This window comes from Sphingobacterium athyrii (assembly GCF_003071065.1).
GTDB lineage: Bacteria > Bacteroidota > Bacteroidia > Sphingobacteriales > Sphingobacteriaceae > Sphingobacterium > Sphingobacterium athyrii.
The window spans coordinates 1,042,565-1,060,647 of record NZ_QCXX01000001.1 but is presented as its reverse complement, the minus strand read 5'-3'; the positions used below and the strand labels follow the sequence as shown (position 1 = coordinate 1,060,647).

Below are 18,083 nucleotides of genomic sequence, written 5' to 3'. Positions count from 1 at the left end.
CTCATTTAATACCTAACTAACCAAACAAATGTATAAAATAATTAAAAAAGATGTGCATCGGCTTTTTAGTCGAACGAAACCCTACATTATGAAAATTTCACTGACAACCATCAGCTGCTTTTTGGTCTGTCTACAGATAAGTGCTACGGCTCTTGCGCAAAAGGTGACACTGAAAAATAAGAGCATCACACTCAAAGAGGCTTTCCGTGAAGTCAATAAGCAAACTGGTTACCATTATCTGTGGTCTGCAAAGCGGGTCAATAGCAATACCCGAATTGCCATTGATATAAAAAACATGGAGTTGGATCAAGCCATCCAACAGATTATTCATGGTTTACAGCTAAGCTACAAGATACAGGGCAAGCTCATCACCATCAGAGAAAGAGAAAACACCCCAACAGTAGCTAATCTTGAGCAAATAGGCGATAATAGACAACAAGAGACGATAATAGTTAGGGGGCGGATAGTCGATTCGCTGGCCAGGCCCCTAATTGGCGTGACCATCAGGGTTATTTCGGCTAATAAACGTGTTGTAAAGGAGTCTAAATCAGATAGCCATGGGGAAATCACTATTGAAAGTGTCCCAAAACAAAGTTTTTTGGAAATATCATTGCTTGGCTATCGGCGCCTTCATCTGGCTGCGACTGAAAATATAGGAACCATCAGGATGGATGTTCTTGCTGAAAGCCTTGAAGAGCTTGTTGTGGTGGGATACATAACAAAACGGGCTTCTGAAGTGACCGGCGCAGTGCAATCTGTCAAGGGTGAAGAACTTCGTAACAGCGTCAGTACCCCCAATGTGCTATCGATGCTTAAAGGGAAAACGACAGGTTTATATATTACCGAGAGTACCGGAGAGTCGGGGGCAAAAGGGCAGGTGGTTGCAAGGGGACAATCGTCAATGACCACTCCTACAAACAATTACCTCGGTCCGCTAATTGTTGTCGATGGTGTGATCACCAATTATCAGTCCTTACAGGATGCCGTCAATCCGGCTGATATTGAAGACATCAGCGTACTGAAAGATGCTGCATCTACAGCCATTTATGGATCCCGGGCTGCCCAAGGGGTCATTGTCGTGACTACGAAACGTGGACAGGCTGGTAAAAGCACAGTGGAAGCGCGGGTGCAGGCTGGGGTAATACAGCCAGTAAGGGACATCCGGTTTATGAATACGACCGAACTTATTGATTTTATGGATACGCAGATGAAACGCTATTGGGAGCAAACTCCTTCCATAAGGACGACATTTCCGAACGTCGCCGATTTTATTCGCGAACGCCGCGTCTATACGGATGAAGATCGTACGCGTAATTTCAATTGGGAAGATAAAATTTATAGCAATGGAAATTTTACCAATACAGAAGTAGGGGTACGTCATGGTACCCATAAAACTAAATTTTATATGGGAGTCGGGTGGTTTAAGGAAAATGGAGCATTATATGATAATGGTTTTGACCGAAAAAATATAAGATTTAATATTGACCATGCTATTTCAAGTAAATTACTTGCACGTATCAATGTAAGCTCTATTATTGACCGGATCACCAAACGCAACGGGGTGCCTGAATTATATATGATCCAGCCATTTATGTATCCGTATGATAATGCCGGCAATCTATTGGACAGTCTGCCTGTGCGACAGTCGAGTAATTATGGACCTGCTTACACAACATGGACGCAAAATTTTCTTGCGGAAACGGGATATGATAATACGAAGCTGACAAAGGTACAAAATCATTTAGCCAGCATAAGTCTGCGGTATAATATACTTCCTTTTTTAAGCTTTCAGACTTCCAACTCGCTTAATTTTGTAGGCACCAATGTCAATTCTTACTTAGATCCACGTTCATTTTCCGGAAAGTATGGTGGATACCCTTATTTATTCTCTCCGACAAGTGCAGTTTTACCTAATGGAACGCTAGAGATTGATGATACTAAATTCGTTGATTACCTTATGTCCAATACATTGAATTTCAACAAGACAGTCGGCGGTAATCATGTTATCAGTGCGTTGGTAGGACAAGAATGGGGCAAAAGGACCACAGAAATCATGGACATAGACATGTATAATGTATTGCCCAGTGAGCGGAATATGGGGGCCGCACAAAATTTTGGAAGTGTGATCAATGTGGCATATGGATTTCCTTACAAACCATCGGGAAATTATCAGGAACGCGCCACCTTTTCGGTATTCGGGCAGGCTGACTACAGCTATGCAGGCCGCTATATGGCTTCAATTTCCGTTCGTACGGATGCGACGACCAATTTTGGACGCGACAAACGATACGGTACTTTTTACTCGTTCAGTGGCGGATGGAATATATCCAAAGAGAGCTTTTTTAAAAACATTCAGGCTATTGATAATTTGCGCCTTCGCGCTTCTTACGGTACATCTGGTAGAGACCTGGGCGACGGATACCTAAATACGACATTTTATTCGGAGACAGCTCGATATGAGCAGGTCGATAATATCGGCGCAGTGATCACGCAATTGGCTAATCCGATGATTTCTTGGGAGACACTTCACAACAGCAATATCGGTCTCGATATCGCGCTTTTAAAGAATAGGATCAATTTGTCTGCGGATATCTACCACAAACGTAGTGATGGTCTATTACAGCAGGTCAGTTTGCCTTCTGCACAGGGTGCATTAACACAATATCAGAATGTTGGACAGATCGTTAACCGGGGTATCGAAGTATCGTTGAGCACACATAATGTAAAGTCTGCTCATTTCAACTGGCATACCAGTTTTAATTTTAGTTACAATAAAAATAAGCTTACCAGACTGTATCAGGATTCGCTTTTGGATTCTTACTCCAGATCATATTATCGAAAAATTGGCGAAGATATCAATGTGATCAAAGCGATCCAATTTGCAGGCATCAATCCCGAGAACGGTAATATGCAGCACTATAATTTTGATGAAAAGGGTAATCAAATAATTGTGGAAGGTATTGGGCAAGTGAGCAACTTGGCCAACTGGCAACGGGTAGGGCAGGCTACGCCACGCTTTTTCGGTGGATTTACCAACAGCTTTCAATACAAAAATTACAGCTTAAATGTCGAGTGGTGGTTTCAGGTGGGCAACTATACCCAAATGTCTTTAGTGAATAATTTCCAGGCTCCAACTGCGCCTAGGCTCGGCCGTAATAATGTTGTTTTTGCCGATAATCAACATGTCTGGCAGGGGCCCGGGGATATGCAAGCGAATTATCCTGATGTATTCAGCACCGATCCGAATGCATGGACTGCACTCACCTATCGTTCATCCAAAATGTGGGGAAATGCAAGCCATGCCCGTTTGCGCAATGTCAGGTTCACCTATAGCTTGCCTAACGGCGTGTTAAAAGCCTTGAAGCTAGCTCGCGCAGATGTTTTTGTTAGCGGCGATAATTTATATGTGATCAAGCATAAGGATTTTGTAGGCGTAGATCCGGAAGGAGCCGTCTTAGGAGGGGTAAACACAAGCTATGGTGGGGCGGGTACCGGTTTTGCCAATCCAAGAAGGTTTTTACTCGGGATGCAGCTGACATTTTAATTTGTAAATGATGAAAAATATTCAATATAAAAATAGACAATTATATACATTACGCTATGTTGTTCTAATCGCATCGACTTTGTTAGGCCTTACATCCTGCAACAAACAACTTGATGAGCTCAGACCGCACAACGTCATTTTTGAAGAAAGACAATTTGATACGCCGTCTGGCTATTCAAAAGCAGTGTTGGGTATCTATAATCTAATTACTGTTGGGTCAGAAAGCGCTACAGGGATTGGCTTTACCGATTTGCAGATTTTTCTTTCAGAAGCCAGGGGAAATACCATACGTGCCCTGGATGCGCAAGTAAACCGGAATACTGACCTATTTGACTATATTAATTCTTCAAATAGAGATCTCTCCTATACGTATGCCTTTTGGCGCAATAGCTACAACGTTTTGTTGCACATTAATAAAGTGCTTGCCAACGTGAAAAACGACGAAACTAATCCAATAATTCTGCAGGCAAAGGCGGAAGCATTATTTCTTCGTGGTTATATTTACTTTAATCTGGTCCGTTTGTATGGAATGCCATTCTACCAAGGTAATGGAAATTCGCTGGGCGTGATGTTGGTGGTCAATGATGAATTTGCGCCGGGCCTCGCACCTAAACGAGCAACTGTCGCTGAAATATATGAGCAGGTCGTATCCGATCTGAAGACTTCGATCCCATTGTTTAAACAGCAGAAATCCAATAGTTATGCGAGCGGTTTGGCGGCGGAAGCGCTGTTATCGCGGGTGGAACTCTACAGGGGTGGTACCTTTTCGTCACCAAATAACGAAGCGAATCAAAATGCCTTCGAATACGCCGATAAGGTCATCCGTCAAGGGGGCTACGAACTTATACAAGGGGATGCCTTTAAAAGATATTACGATACGGACAACCTGAACAACAAAGAAGACATATTTGCTATCAATGGTGAATTTATGAATGGTTTGATTGCCAACCTCTTTAAGATGCCTTCACAAATAAATTATACCGGTGGGCTCTATCGACCTTCACCTTATCTTCTTTCTCTATTTGATGAAAAGGACCTTAGAAAAGCATTCTATGTCGAAAATATAACACCGGGCTTTCCAGAGGATCACTTGGCTTGCAATAAATACAATATTGGCTATGCTTCTTTATACAGTCGTTCTCCCTACCGTTACCTAAGATTAGCAGAGATGTATCTGAATAGAGCCGAAGCATTGGTCAAATTGGGGAAAAATGCTGCGGCTCTTGCTGACGTAAACATCATCAGGAAACGTGCGGGATTGACTGGGCTTGAGAACTTAGCTGGTGCGGCGCTGTTCAAAGAGATTTTAAAACAGCGTAAAATTGAACTTGCCTTTGAAGGCCATGCGAGTTACGATGAATTTAGAAATGGCCTTTCGATGGTACGCAATTATGCATCGGGCAAATCTTCGCCTATGACGGTACAACCTACCGAAGGAAAAATACTGATGAAGATCCCGGATGAAGAAATTGCGAGCAATCCAAATCTCGTGCAAAACCCATAACTATAGTTGACATCAACAGAATAGCAGATATGCCTGATTTAAAAAGCATTGGCAGGAATAAACAAAAAGTAAAAATTAAAGAGATAAAACATGAATACTAGTAATAAATTTATAGTCCTTATGGCCCTAATGGCGGCTACTTTAACCGCGTCAGCCCAAAAGAAATTTGTGATTAATGGACAGGCTCCAGAGCTGAATGGAAAGTATGTCCATCTGTCTTATGGTACCGGTAACGATAATCAAATAAAAGACAGTGTTGTGGTTGCTAACGGAAAGTTTAAGTTTACTGGAGTCGTTGCCGGGCCAACATTTGGCTACATCAGCCTGGGCGGGCGGGCACTTTCGTTTGACGATGTTTTTTCAGTTGTTCTCGAACCTACAACAATGAAAATGACGCTCGATCGGGACAGTATAAATAAAAGTAGACTTACCGGATCAAAAGAGAACGATAAATTAAAAAGCCTTGATGAGCAAAAGGCACCGATCAATAAAGCCATGGAACCGCTGCGTGCCGAGTATCAGAAGCGTAATGAAGAATATGCCAAAGCAAGCAAAGCGCTAAAAGAAATGGAACAGCAGGTAGAGGCTATGAAAATTGATAACTATGCTTTCCGGGACAAGTTTGAACCTTTCCAAAAGCAGCAGGACGCGATAGATCGCGACTTTATAGCGAAAAACCCTCAGTCTATTGTATCGGCCTATCTGATGCGTTTTAAGATATCGGGGATGACATTGGCGGAAGCGGAAAAAGTATACAATTCTTTCACTTCTGACGTAAAAAAAAGCAGTTATGGAAAAGAGGTCTTTGATGAAATTAATAAAATGCGTAGCGGGTCTCCGGGAAATCCTGCTTATGTCTTTTCAAAACCTGATATAGACGGTAAACTCCTTAGTTTGGCGGATTATAGGGGCAAATATGTGCTGCTCGATTTCTGGGCGAGCTGGTGTGTACCTTGTAGACAGGGAAATCCACATTTGATCAGCGTCTATAATAAATATAAAGATGCCGGTTTCGAGATCATCGGTATTTCTGATGACGACCGTAACGAAGCTGCCTGGAAGAAAGCGGTGGAACAGGATCAGATCCAGATCTGGAAACATGTTCTTCGTGGACTTAAAATGGAAAACAACGTCATCGACCGCTCGCAGGACATATCCGAACATTATGGGATTCATACGCTTCCCACCAAAATATTAATTGACCCCCAGGGCGTTATTATTGGTCGCTATGGTTCCGGAGGCGGATCTGATGCTGATCTTGATGCAAAATTGAATGCGGTTTTTAGTAAATAATTTACAGATGAAGGCAATAAAAATTATAATACAAATTAGCTTGCTATTGATAGCTGGGCCACTTTTCGCGCAGTCCAAATCATTTACGCTGATTGGAAAAGTAGCTGGAAAAGCGGATGGCTATATCTACCTGTCGATTGCAGATAGCGAAAATGGACGGATGGATAGTATACAATTAAATCAAGGGAAATTTATCTTCACAGGACAGCTCGAGTACCCCACGAAAGCCGAAATTTTGATGGAAAAAAAGAGTGAACGCTTAGCAGATAAGCGTTTACCTCTTATTCTTGAGCCTGGAGAGATGACGTTGTCCATCGATTACAACCAATTTGAGCTAGGCGAGCTTAAAGGTTCTGTTTCCAATGCGGAGCAAGATATGCTCAATAAAAAACAAGCCAGCATCCGGATCAATATGCAACCAGCCCAACAACACTATAATCGTGTGGTAGAGAAATACTTGGCTATTAGAGAACAGAAAGATACGGCAGCATCAAAAAATATACGGGCTGAAATGAATGCTGTTCAGAAAGAAATGGAGCCATTTCATGCACAAATTCGTGCGACCGAGGATCAAGTATTGGAACATTATCCTAACGGATTTACTGCCGCAAATCGACTGATGTATGCGGTAGGCCAGTTGCCGCTGGAAGAGTCTGCGAAAAGATATGAAGCCCTCAGCACGGGAGCCAAACGCAGTATCGCAGGTCGTTATGTCCAATCTAAGATACAGGCCATTCGCCGTGGGTCTGTGGGGGTAAATGCACCCGATTTTGCGAGTACCGACATCAATGGTACTCCATTAAGTTTATCGGCTCACAAAGGCAAATATGTATTGCTTGACTTTTGGGCAAGTTGGTGTGTGCCTTGTCGTAAAGGAAATCCGCATTTACTGGCCCTTTATGCAAAATACAAGGAAAAGGGCCTTGAGATCATTGGCGTAGCATCTGATGATGGGAATGAAAAGGCATGGCGAAAAGCTGTCGAAGATGATAAGATTGCTGTATGGAAGCACGTATTGTCAGGACAAAATATCGAGAAATTACGAAAGGGAGAGCGGGATGATAACTACATCGGTGGTCAATATGGCATAACTACATTACCAACAAAAATATTGATCGATCCCCAAGGTCAAATTATTGGACGCTATGGTAGTGGCGCCGGCACAGATGCAGACCTTGATAAAAAGCTTACTGAAATATTTTAATAAGCTTAACAAGATTACTATCACATATAAGAAATATAAAATGATAAACAAAATTAAATTAACGGCAGGATTACTATTGGTGACCTGCGCTGCATTGGCTCAGAAAGCGCAGCTCAACGGAAATATTAAGGGATTAAAAGATGGGGAGATCGTCTTTTATAGATTAGTAAATGGAGCGCCCAAAATGGACACCGTTCAAACCAAAGACGGCCAATTTACCTGGTCAGCAGAGCTCCATGAACCGCAGAAAATTTCCATCATGTTTCCAGAACGGTATGTTGAATTTTTTGCTGAAGCAAAAAATATGACGTTAACTGGAACTGCAGAAGAATTAGGCAAACTGCAAGTAAAAGGATCTCCTCTACAAGACGAAGCGGATGCCTATCAAAAATCTTTACAAGATATAACTGATCAGGAAAATCCACTCTATCAACAGTATGGAAAAGCGACCGCGGAAGAAAAAAAGCAAATTGAAGAGAAGATTAGTAAATTTAGAGATATAAAAAGGGAACGCGCCGCAGAATACATCAAGAAGTATCCGTCCAGTTTTTATAGCCTTAGTTTAGTTGCTGACCGTGCTATGATGGGTAAGTATGAAGACATCCAATCCCTGTATGCCGTCTTAACAGCACCGATGAAAAATACCATGCAGGGAAAAGCGCTAGCCAATAGATTAGACATATTAAAACGTAGTGCTATCGGTACTGCAATGTTAAATTTTTCGCAGGCAGACCTCGACAAAAAGTTAGTGTCATTTTCATCCTTTAAAGGAAAATATGTACTCGTTGATTTTTGGGCAAGCTGGTGTGGGCCATGCCGGCAAGAGAATCCCAACGTCTTGAAAGAATACAATAAATATAAAGATAAGAACTTTACAGTTTTGGGTATTTCACTGGATGATAACGAAGACAAGTGGAAAAAGGCCATTAAGGACGATGCAATGCCATGGACTCAGGTTTCTGATCTAAAAGGTTTTAATAATGAAGTCTCTTCTTACTATGGTATTATGGGAATTCCGAGTACCTTGCTCGTTGATCCCAACGGTGTGATTATTGCCAAAGACCTACGTGGAGAGACATTGAGTGAAAAACTGAAAGAACTTTTTGATAACTAAAAGGGAAAGATATAGCGGATCCGATTGATTGAATTGTGACATAGAAAAGGACGGACTTATGTCGGTCCGTCCTTTTATTCCATCCACATTCGATAGACTGGAAATAAATCTATTTGACTTCCATTATAGACTTGGCAGTGATATGCATGACACTGGCCTGGTCTTTCCAGAATTCTCCTTTGGCTTGGATCCTATCCCCAATATTGTAACGTTTGAATGTTCCACCTGATTTCTGAAGATTGACAACACTTATGGTTACAATCGATATTGTACCCTTTTCGTCCTTAACGCTTGCCATATAGCCATCTTTTCCGTTTTCAATGGCTGTAATTGTGCCTGTAATTTCTTGTTGTGAAACTTGTTGTTCCATATTAACTGTTTTCTTTTGGCTGGAGCATGAACTCGCGCTTGCCAAAATAAATGCTCCAATTATTCCTCCAATAAATATCCTATTGCTCATTTTTTGTTTTGTTAGTGTGTTAAAACTACAAAATATTGTGGTGTGATCCAGCTGCTAAACAATTTTTATACAGCTGCATCTGCATTACCGAATCAAAAGCCGATGTTGCCACATTTTTATTGCTATTTTTGAGAAGAGAAATTTATAACATGCTTTAAGCTTATATGATCAAAGAATTTTCATTCAAACAATTTGGCAATTTAGAATTCAGCAAATCCGCGCTACAAGATCATGCGTTGACCGCAATCGAGGGGCATATCAAGATCCTTTTTATTCCTAAAAATGCAATTATCCAAGTCGATTTTCAGGAAATAGCAATGGAAACCGACGCTTTGTTGTTTATTAACCCCAATGTAGTCTTAAAGCCCTGTGAGACCGTTGGCGGCCAGCTGATGCATTTTAATAAAGATTTTTACTGTATCGAAATTCATGATCAGGAAGTAGCCTGTGATGGTATTTTATACAATAATGTCTTTGAAATTCCTTTTATTAATTTGAACCAAGCGCAGTCCGATGACATACAGCGGATTATTCGGGAAATTCAAGTGGAAATGAACAATGAAGATTCCAGTACGGAAGAAATGTTAAGGATACTCCTAAAAATGATTATCCTCAAATCGACACGTATCTGGAAAGAGCAGCATCAACTTGCCACAAAAGACCAGCAAACTGACGTACAGTTTTTAAGAAAATTCAGTAAGTTGGTCGAACAGCATTATAAAACACGGCATACAGTCGCAGACTATGCAGATCTACTCTTTGTTACGCCCAAAAATTTAAGTAAGAAAATAGGACTGGTCAGTAAAGCAACTCCCAACGAAATTATTAAAAATCGAATTATCCTGGAAAGCAAACGCCTTTTGGCCCATACGACAATGACGGTTAAAGAAATTGCATACAGTCTTAACTATGAGGACGATGCTTATTTTATCCGCTTTTTTACTAAAAACACGGGCATCTCACCAATCACATTTAGAAAACAGTTTAAATAATAACATTTCCTTATTGAAAACGAAAAAAGCACAATCCCTGGATTGTGCTTTTTTCGTTTAAGCCATCCCCTAACAGCACATCTGAAGAGATTACGTGCTAAAAAATCCTGCGTAAAATAAAGAAGAGAAAAAAGTGCAATGCAAAGGGAAAACCATCCATTGTAAGACGGGCAGAATTGGGCCAACTTTGTGATATCAAAATAACAACAGCATTTAAAACAATTTAATATTAGAAAACATGAAAAATTTAATTTTAGCATTCGTACTTTTCACAACATTATTATCCAGCGCTGTATTTGCGCAAACCAACAGAATTGCAGCTTCATTTGGACGTGAAGAATATATCGAGGTTGAAAAAAATGTCAGGCTACATGTAACGGATCTTGGCGAAGGGCAACCCATTGTTTTGATTCATGGCTGGCCTTTGAGTGATGCCATGTATGAATACCAATATGCCGATTTTATACAAAAAGGATACCGCGTGATCGGCATCACCTTGAGAGGCTTTGGCTTATCTGATAAGCCCGCAGGAAAATATAATTACGATGTTTTTGCCGATGACATCAAAGTTGTACTGGACAAATTAAAAATTGAAAATGCTACAATAGGTGGATTCTCGATGGGCGGAGCGACTGTCATTCACTATGTAGCGAAATACAATGCAGCCCATGTGTCCAAAATGGCACTTTTCGGAGCGGCGGCACCGATCTGGACAAAACGTGCGGACTTCAACCATGGGCTCTGGACAAAAGAGGATGTCAATGGTTTGATCAACCTCAACAATACAAATCGCCCGGAACTGTTTGCTACATTCGGTAAAATCTTCCCTGCCAATGAAAACAGTGTATCTGCTGGACATGGCGCTTGGTTAGGAACAATTCAGGCTCAGGCTTCGCCCTATGCAATGGCTGAAGGATTAAAAACTTTACGGGATAGCGATTTGCGTGATGACCTGAAAAAAATAACTGTGCCTACATTGATCCTTCATGGCAAACTTGACAAAATTTGTTCCTATGATCTTGCCGAACAGATGAAGTCTTTGCTTAAAAATTCAACCTTGGTTCCATTCGAAAAAAGTGGCCACGCACTCTTCATCGAAGAACTGGAAAAATTCAATACCGAACTGTTAAATTTCATTAAAAAATAAGCGCTAATCGCATAAGGCTGTCCAATCTGTTTGGACAGCCTTATTTTTATTTCTCCTAGATCTCTTTACAGGAATATTTTAGCAATCGAATTCTCGGGGCTTCTGCTTTACTTTTTGACCACCTTTATAAACTATCACCACATGAACAGAATTGTATTATTCCTATTTTTTTTACTATCAATGGCATCCTGCAGCATAAGGAAAGACATCGCGATCATTGAACATCCTAATTTACCAAAACCAATAGGCCCCTATAGCCACTCGACTAGCGCCGGCAATCTGATATTTGTGTCGGGGCAAATTGGATTGGATCCCAAAACAAACAACCTAAAGCCTGGAATCGAACAACAGACGGTTCAGATCTTTGAAAATCTAAAAGTGATTCTTGAAAATAATCATTCGGATTTAGCACATATAACCAAGACAACGATTTATATCACAGATATAACCCAATTTGAAATGGTCAATAGCTTATACGGTACTTATTTTGGCCATCGTTTCCCAGCCAGAAGTACGATCGAGGTGGTTTCATTGCCAAAAAATGCGAGCATCGAAATAGAATGTGTTGCGGTTAAGAAATGAAGGAATTTCCTTCGTTAATCCCACAATGTGGAAGATTTTGAAAAAGCGTTTTGTTTTACAATGGTTTTTGATTATTGCGCTAGGTAAAAAAGTGCAATCCAAAGCGAAAGCTATCCATTGTAGGGCGTCTTAATTTAGCCCAACTTTGTATTATAAATTTTTAACAACAAGCACAAATAACAAAGATCATGAAAAAAATAATTTTAGCAGTGGGTTTATTGACAACATTCGTATCGACTGGGGTATATGCGCAACAATCTGGCGTCAAACGGACAGATCTCCAAAGACATCCGCTTGAAGCCGTCGGATATGAAACCATTCAAGCGCGGATAGACTTAGCGCCTGGCACAGCTGTAGGGATGCATTCACATCCTGGGGAAGAAGTTATCTATGTCCTGGAAGGTATTTTTGAATACCAGTTGGAAGGCGAGAAGCCTGTTGTACTGAAAGCTGGCGAGGTACTCTTTATTCCCGCAGGAAAGAATCATTCTGCCAAAAATATTGGAACGGGCAAAGCGTCTGAACTCGCAACTTACATTGTCAGAAAGGATAAACCACTACTTGTCTATAAAAAATAAGCAATAACAAAAAAACACAATTTATAAGATTGTGTTTTTTTTTGCCCCAATAATTGAATGTTAGCTCCCGATCCATTCGATAGATTGTTATGAATACAAAAATTTAATGATATAAAGCAACACAAGGAGAGATTGTTTTGGCATACCCATGATTTCTTTGAGTGTCGCCATAGCGCGATTATTCAATTTGTATAAGCTTTTCACGGAGATATTGGTCAGCACGCTGATCTCTTCATAGCTCAGTTCTTCAAAATATCGAAGAAAAATAACTTCTTTCTGTTTGCCGGTTAATTGTTCAAGTGCCTGAATCAGTTTAAGTGCATTGCTTCGCTGTTCCTCGGCAGCGATGTAGCTGGACTCCACATCGTAAGTCAGCTGGAAATCATCATTTTCACCAAATGAGCTCAGCCTCCCGTCACGTAATTGCGTGTTTAATAAGCTGTTCTTAAGTGCAACCAGTAGATAATGCTTCGGATTGGATATGACTTTTAATTTATTGCGATTTTCCCAAAATTTGATAAATACTTCCTGGATAGCATCTCTGACATAATCTTCATCTTTTACACGTCGCATGCCATATTCGTACAAGCTGGGCAATAGGGCACGATAGATCTGCTCGAAGGCCTTTTTATCGCCCTCAATAAAATCATTCCAACACAGATCTATGATCGTATTACTCATTTCAGCGTTTGCGTCAGTTAAAGAAATAGATTATCGCTTTCCAAAAATAGTAAAGATTTAATAACATTAACATAAGCCTGCGTTTAAATAGCACACTATCGTCAGGAGATTGTCAATTCCGCTAAAAACTTGGTTTAAAAGGGCTTGTTTGGTTACGAAATTATGAATTTGACAAGATTTATAGATAGCTTTTAAAGTTTTTTTAAAAAAAATAAAATTACATGGGATAAAATCCAATCCCAATTTGTCATCTACTTAACAAAGGCTTACTCATGGAAAACTATCATACCTATAATACGCAGGATTTTTTGGACGACCTGAACTTTGTCCGTTTTGCTAAAAACCCGGATCAGGAGGAATTCGGCTATTGGCATAAATGGCGTGCGGGCAATCCGCCAAATGCAAAAGCGTATGATGAGGCGCTAGCTTACCTCCAGGCCCTGATGGGGATCACGCGCATACGGCCTGACCTGGGCTTCACGGAGAGCCTATTCCGTGATATTGAAAGAGGCATCGTCGATAATAGAAAGAAAAGAAGAAACCATATCATCCGCATATGGGCATCGTTGGCGGGCGCAGCGGCATTGGCTCTTTTTGTAACAGCAGCCTGGTACTACCAATCCATGATTGTGATACAGACTGGAAGCGGTGCCTTACAGACCGTAATCTTGCCGGATAGCAGTACTGTTCAGTTGAATGCCAACTCCTCGGTGGCCTATCGCCGTGCCTGGAACTGGTTATCTAAGCGGGAAGTACATACGACAGGTGAGGCCTTATTAACAGTAAGGCATCTGAATAAGGACACTACCGCTATTCGGCAGGAGGAGCGTTTCACAGCCTATACCGGTGAGCTGGCCGTAGAAGTGCTAGGCACCAAGTTTAATCTAAAAAATAGAGATAACAAAGTAACCGTGTCACTATTGGAAGGACGCATTGCCCTGCGCAATGTGAAACAGGGCGGAGCGCCGCGGATTCTTGCCCCCGGTGATATCGTTATGGCTGGAGACCAGGGTTTTCGAAATGTGCTTAGTGACAACCGAACCGTGCAGCAGACCGTAGCCTGGACCCAAAAGACACTGACGGGGGAAAACTTATCTATAGCTGATCTCATCAATGAATTTCGCTATGTCTATGGAAAAGAGATCATCGTTAATGATACAGCATTGTTAAACCGAAAAATTGATGGCCGTATCTCGTTAAACTCCCCAGAAAGCATTGTTTACACGATTGCTAATATTTTACAAGCCAACATCCGCACGGAAAAAGATACCATCTACCTTGACCCTAAATGAGAAAAACAATATCAATCTAATACATTACTATAGCTAACCTAACTAAAAATGAAAATTACAGACAACAGGTGGCAGCCGATACGGAGCATCTTGATGGTTCCGGTCTGTTCGCTACTATTTACTGTCGGGCAACAGGCATTGGCCCAAGAGAAGTTGCCGCTTGCTCAAGCAATCAAACGGATCGAGCAGCAATTCAACGCTAACTTAAGTTATGAGCACAACCTTCTGAACGGCAAATTTGTGGATCTGGCATCGTTAAAAGGAAATCGCTTAGAGGAAGTACTTAAAAAAGTATTGTATCCCAATCAGCTGGTATTCTTATATGTCGATGATAGGTCTTATTCCATCGTCCGTCGTCAGGAAACAAGTAACCGGAATCAGCAAAGTATATCCGAAAATGACCGGACTGCGAGCACCGGAATGGAGCGTGTGTCGGGTACAGTGCGTTCTGCAAGTGGCAAAACCATACCTTTTGCAAGTATCTGGATAAAAGATACACGCAAGGGTGGGAAGGTAGATGAAAATGGCCGATTTATGTTGTATGACCTAGCGCCAACAAACGAACTTGTTTTTACAGCAGTAGGTTACAAAAGTAAGACTGTGATGGTCGGAAATCGTGAGCAAATGGTGGTTGTCATGGAAGCTGAAGAAAATATGCTCGAAGAAGTCGTCATTTCTACAGGTTACCAAAAAATCTCCAAGGAAAGAGCTACAGGATCGGCAACAGTAATTAGCGCCAAGGAATTGGAAAAAAATCCATCACCCAACTTAATCAACCGAATGGAGGGTTTGGCCCCCGGTCTTCAGGTGTCCCTCGGTTCGGGGGATCGTACCTTTACCTACAACAACAATCAAATGGGGATTTACTCCAGTACCCGTACCATCGGACAAAATGACTATAACCTCACTGTTCGTGGTGTTGGATCGATAGACACAGATACCGAAAAGTCGCCCCTAATCGTGATTGATGGCGCTATATCCAATATCGATTTGGCTATGCTCAATCCCAACGACGTGGATAACATTACGATCTTGAAAGATGCCGCCGCAGCTTCCATCTATGGAGTCCGTGCAGCCAATGGGGTCATTGTGGTGACGACAAAGAAAGGATCGAATACCGGGGTGCCAAGGATAAACTTTTCTTTTAATACCGCATTCTCCGGTAAACCTGATCTGGGCTATCTCCGTACCATGAACAGTGCCCAAATGATCGATTACCAAGAGGAGCTCGTCGCAAAAAATATCTTGAATTCAAACAATATTGCAGCGAATTTATACATGTATGCGTCGAGCTATTACCCGGGTGAAGTGGCTGCTGCTGCAATACGCCTCAAAAATGGACTGATAAGCCAGGCCGATTATGATGCGCTTGTCAATCCATTGAAGCAGATTGACAATAGGGCGCAGATCCAGCAATATTTGCTGCGCCCGATGAACAACCAGCAGTACAACCTGTCCATCAGCAACGGCACGGAAAATAATAATTATTTCTACTCGGCATCGTATGCCAACGAAAACCCATTCACAAAAGGTGAAAATGGAAAGAGGTTTACCTTTAGCTTAAACAATAACTGGAAGATATTTAAAATTGCCACTCTTTCGACCAGTGTCCGGGGAACGTTCTTCAGAAACAGCAAAAATGGAATTGATATTGCCCAGCTGTATGATGCAAATAGTTCGACTTTGCTGCCTTATCAACTTTTGGCTGACCAGAACGGAAATGGGATTTATTATAATCGAATAAACCCTGGGTTTACGCAACCTTTAGGTCCAGCTTATAAGGACTGGCGGTATAACTATTTGCAGGAATTGCAACTGCTGGACAACCTGCAGAAAGATAATAACTATTCAGCGGTCATTAACTTGGAAGTGCCTTTGTATAAGGGCTTAAAAGGGTCAGTAAGTTATGCAAATGAACGCTCTTTTGGTGAGAATAGGGCGTTTAATGACGAGAAGTCCTATAAAAATCGCCTGCTGCTGAATGAATTTACTCCAATTGGGGAGACGACAAATACCATTGGCATTAACAAGGGTGGAATCTACAATATCATTAACAGCAGCATCAACAACTATACGGTTCGTGGACAACTGAATTACGATGCAACCTTCGATCAAAAACATGAGATCACGGCCATCGCCGGTTCGGAGATCAGACAGACACAGGCTGGTCAGGGGATGAAAACGATGTACGGCTACAATCCACAGACGGGTTTTAATACAGATGTTAGCTATGCCCAAAATAGTTACAATACGCTGATGGGTTATCTCTCGGGCTTAAGTGGAGGCCCCACGCAAGCCGACAGAACAAGACGTTTTTTATCTTACTTTTCTAATGCTGCTTATACATTAAATGGAAAGTATACGGTTTCAGGAAGTGTGCGGTACGATGATTATAACAATTTTGGCTTGGACCGTAGCTTTCGGGCGACGCCCTTGTGGTCTTCGGGCCTAAAATGGAATCTGGCAAAAGAGCATTTTATGCAAAAGTTTACCTGGTTGAACCAGCTTGGGTTCCGTGCCACATATGGTGTCAATGGCAACATTACACAAGATGTCAGACCTTTTACTTACATTTCTTTTGATAATGCTGCTTACAACCCGACAGGTCAGCCTTCGGCAAGCATTATCGCTGTGGCAAACCCGCAGTTGCGTTGGGAGAAGACTTATGTAACCAATTTAGGTCTGGACTTTGGTCTATTGGATAACCGTCTTACCGGTACTATCGATTATTACCGTAAAAATGGTAAAGACCTCTTATATAGTTTCCCGATCGCAGCACCTTATGTCGGAACCATCGGTGCCGGTTCATTAAAAAGAAATACAGCATCCATGTCGGGCAAAGGGATTGACCTGGGCTTAACAGGTATTTTTGTGCGCAATACGGATTGGAACTTGGATGCCACATTGAACTTTTCGTACAATACCAATACGATCACTGACAATAGATTTGATCCAAAAGATATTTCTGCATTTACCTACTCGTATAATCCCATTGGCATCAGTTATCTAGAAGGTTATCCCAGTGATAAAATCTTTGTCTTTCGCCATGCTGGTTTAGATGAGAAGGGACTGACGCAGATTTATAATAAGAATAATGAAATTATTCCAGTCACGCAGACCTTAAGCGGGGTGGAGGATCTGGCCTATGCCGGTCGCAGGGTGGCTCCATACTATGGGTCTTTTAGGACCAATTTACGCTATAAACAATGGTCGGTTTACGCTTTGATTTCTTATCAGTTTGGCAATGTTTTTATGAAACCTAGCGTAGAGTCTTATATGGCTCCGAGCCGGGGGTTGACAATCCCTAAATTTGATCTGAGCGCTGACATCGCGGATAGATGGCGGGAGGCAGGTGATGAAGCTTTTACAAATGTTCCGGCCTTAACTGCCGATATCTATAGCTCCTATAGTCTACAACGTTATCAAAATTCGGATATCAATGTCTTAAAGGGAGATTATATCCGTCTCCGGGAAATTTCACTGAGCTATGGGCTACCAAAAAATCTGCTGAACAGACTGAAAGTTGAAAATATCCAGCTAGCTGGTTCGGTGCGGAATTTGGGTCTGATCTGGACAGCGAATAAAGAAGGCTATGATCCTGACTTTACTACTCTCGTGGGCAATACGACCAATCTGCGTCCGGTGCCTTCGTATAATTTTTCAATTAATGTAAGCTTTTAACCCGGATTGAT

Annotated in this window: 13 protein-coding genes; 11 read left to right on the top strand and 2 right to left on the bottom strand. The window is 41.5% G+C overall.

Features of this window, described 5'->3' with window-relative positions; genetic code table 11:
- The first annotated feature begins 88 nt into the window (after positions 1-88).
- The 5 genes from DCO56_RS04675 to DCO56_RS04655 all read left to right on the top strand — a co-directional run bounded on the left by DCO56_RS04675 (position 89) and on the right by DCO56_RS04655 (position 8,659).
- Positions 89-3,544 carry a SusC/RagA family TonB-linked outer membrane protein gene (locus tag DCO56_RS04675; protein WP_181390453.1) on the top strand — a complete coding sequence of 1,152 codons (3,456 nt, stop codon included), beginning with the start codon at positions 89-91 and terminating at the stop codon, positions 3,542-3,544.
- 7 nt (positions 3,545-3,551) lie between these two features.
- The gene (locus tag DCO56_RS04670; RefSeq protein WP_108632543.1) at positions 3,552-5,048 is read left to right on the top strand and encodes a RagB/SusD family nutrient uptake outer membrane protein; all 1,497 of its coding nucleotides are present in this window, start codon (positions 3,552-3,554) and stop codon (positions 5,046-5,048) included.
- 90 nt (positions 5,049-5,138) lie between these two features.
- The gene (locus DCO56_RS04665; protein ID WP_108632542.1) at positions 5,139-6,341 is read left to right on the top strand and encodes a redoxin domain-containing protein; all 1,203 of its coding nucleotides are present in this window, start codon (positions 5,139-5,141) and stop codon (positions 6,339-6,341) included.
- Between the two features lie 7 nt (positions 6,342-6,348).
- Positions 6,349-7,545: a TlpA disulfide reductase family protein gene (locus tag DCO56_RS04660; RefSeq protein WP_181390452.1), complete on the top strand. Its 1,197-nt coding sequence runs from the start codon at positions 6,349-6,351 to the stop codon at positions 7,543-7,545.
- A 40-nt stretch (positions 7,546-7,585) separates the two neighbouring features.
- On the top strand, positions 7,586-8,659 hold the full coding sequence (locus DCO56_RS04655) for a redoxin domain-containing protein (protein WP_181390451.1): 1,074 nt from the start codon (positions 7,586-7,588) through the stop codon (positions 8,657-8,659).
- A 109-nt stretch (positions 8,660-8,768) separates the two neighbouring features.
- Here DCO56_RS04655 and DCO56_RS04650 read toward each other — a convergent pair whose 3' ends face one another.
- Positions 8,769-9,119: a hypothetical protein gene (locus DCO56_RS04650; RefSeq protein WP_108632539.1), complete on the bottom strand. Its 351-nt coding sequence runs from the start codon at positions 9,117-9,119 to the stop codon at positions 8,769-8,771.
- A gap of 164 nt (positions 9,120-9,283) precedes the next feature.
- Between DCO56_RS04650 and DCO56_RS04645 the strand changes: the two genes are divergently transcribed.
- The 4 genes from DCO56_RS04645 to DCO56_RS04630 all read left to right on the top strand — a co-directional run bounded on the left by DCO56_RS04645 (position 9,284) and on the right by DCO56_RS04630 (position 12,418).
- Positions 9,284-10,111, top strand: coding sequence for a helix-turn-helix domain-containing protein (locus tag DCO56_RS04645; RefSeq protein ID WP_108632538.1), 828 nt, complete (start codon positions 9,284-9,286; stop codon positions 10,109-10,111).
- A gap of 238 nt (positions 10,112-10,349) precedes the next feature.
- Positions 10,350-11,258: an alpha/beta fold hydrolase gene (locus DCO56_RS04640; protein WP_108632537.1), complete on the top strand. Its 909-nt coding sequence runs from the start codon at positions 10,350-10,352 to the stop codon at positions 11,256-11,258.
- A gap of 141 nt (positions 11,259-11,399) precedes the next feature.
- Complete coding sequence (locus tag DCO56_RS04635) at positions 11,400-11,840, top strand: Rid family detoxifying hydrolase (protein ID WP_219929309.1); 441 nt, start codon at positions 11,400-11,402, stop codon at positions 11,838-11,840.
- 188 nt (positions 11,841-12,028) lie between these two features.
- The gene (locus DCO56_RS04630) at positions 12,029-12,418 is read left to right on the top strand and encodes a cupin domain-containing protein (protein ID WP_108632536.1); all 390 of its coding nucleotides are present in this window, start codon (positions 12,029-12,031) and stop codon (positions 12,416-12,418) included.
- 87 nt (positions 12,419-12,505) lie between these two features.
- On the opposite strand, the gene DCO56_RS04625 is transcribed toward DCO56_RS04630, so the two are convergent.
- A complete protein-coding gene (locus DCO56_RS04625) occupies positions 12,506-13,099 on the bottom strand; it encodes an RNA polymerase sigma factor (RefSeq protein WP_108632535.1) in 594 nt (197 codons plus the stop codon).
- 272 nt (positions 13,100-13,371) lie between these two features.
- On the opposite strand from DCO56_RS04625, the gene DCO56_RS04620 reads away from it, so the two are divergent.
- Positions 13,372-14,391 (top strand): FecR family protein, encoded by a 1,020-nt coding sequence (locus tag DCO56_RS04620; protein WP_108632534.1) that lies wholly within the window; start codon positions 13,372-13,374, stop codon positions 14,389-14,391.
- 48 nt (positions 14,392-14,439) lie between these two features.
- A complete protein-coding gene (locus DCO56_RS04615) occupies positions 14,440-18,072 on the top strand; it encodes a SusC/RagA family TonB-linked outer membrane protein (protein ID WP_108632533.1) in 3,633 nt (1,210 codons plus the stop codon).
- The last annotated feature ends 11 nt before the right edge of the window (positions 18,073-18,083 follow it).

Excerpts from the sequence above, each read along its gene's own strand:
- DCO56_RS04675 (WP_181390453.1), top strand. The coding sequence starts at position 89 with ATGAAAATTTCACTGACAACCATCAGCTGCTTTTTGGTCTGTCTACAG.
- DCO56_RS04670 (WP_108632543.1), top strand. The coding sequence starts at position 3,552 with ATGATGAAAAATATTCAATATAAAAATAGACAATTATATACATTACGC.
- DCO56_RS04665 (WP_108632542.1), top strand. The coding sequence starts at position 5,139 with ATGAATACTAGTAATAAATTTATAGTCCTTATGGCCCTAATGGCGGCT.
- DCO56_RS04660 (WP_181390452.1), top strand. The coding sequence starts at position 6,349 with ATGAAGGCAATAAAAATTATAATACAAATTAGCTTGCTATTGATAGCT.
- DCO56_RS04655 (WP_181390451.1), top strand. The coding sequence starts at position 7,586 with ATGATAAACAAAATTAAATTAACGGCAGGATTACTATTGGTGACCTGC.
- DCO56_RS04650 (WP_108632539.1), bottom strand. The coding sequence starts at position 9,119 with ATGAGCAATAGGATATTTATTGGAGGAATAATTGGAGCATTTATTTTG.
- DCO56_RS04645 (WP_108632538.1), top strand. The coding sequence starts at position 9,284 with ATGATCAAAGAATTTTCATTCAAACAATTTGGCAATTTAGAATTCAGC.
- DCO56_RS04640 (WP_108632537.1), top strand. The coding sequence starts at position 10,350 with ATGAAAAATTTAATTTTAGCATTCGTACTTTTCACAACATTATTATCC.
- DCO56_RS04635 (WP_219929309.1), top strand. The coding sequence starts at position 11,400 with ATGAACAGAATTGTATTATTCCTATTTTTTTTACTATCAATGGCATCC.
- DCO56_RS04630 (WP_108632536.1), top strand. The coding sequence starts at position 12,029 with ATGAAAAAAATAATTTTAGCAGTGGGTTTATTGACAACATTCGTATCG.
- DCO56_RS04625 (WP_108632535.1), bottom strand. The coding sequence starts at position 13,099 with ATGAGTAATACGATCATAGATCTGTGTTGGAATGATTTTATTGAGGGC.
- DCO56_RS04620 (WP_108632534.1), top strand. The coding sequence starts at position 13,372 with ATGGAAAACTATCATACCTATAATACGCAGGATTTTTTGGACGACCTG.
- DCO56_RS04615 (WP_108632533.1), top strand. The coding sequence starts at position 14,440 with ATGAAAATTACAGACAACAGGTGGCAGCCGATACGGAGCATCTTGATG.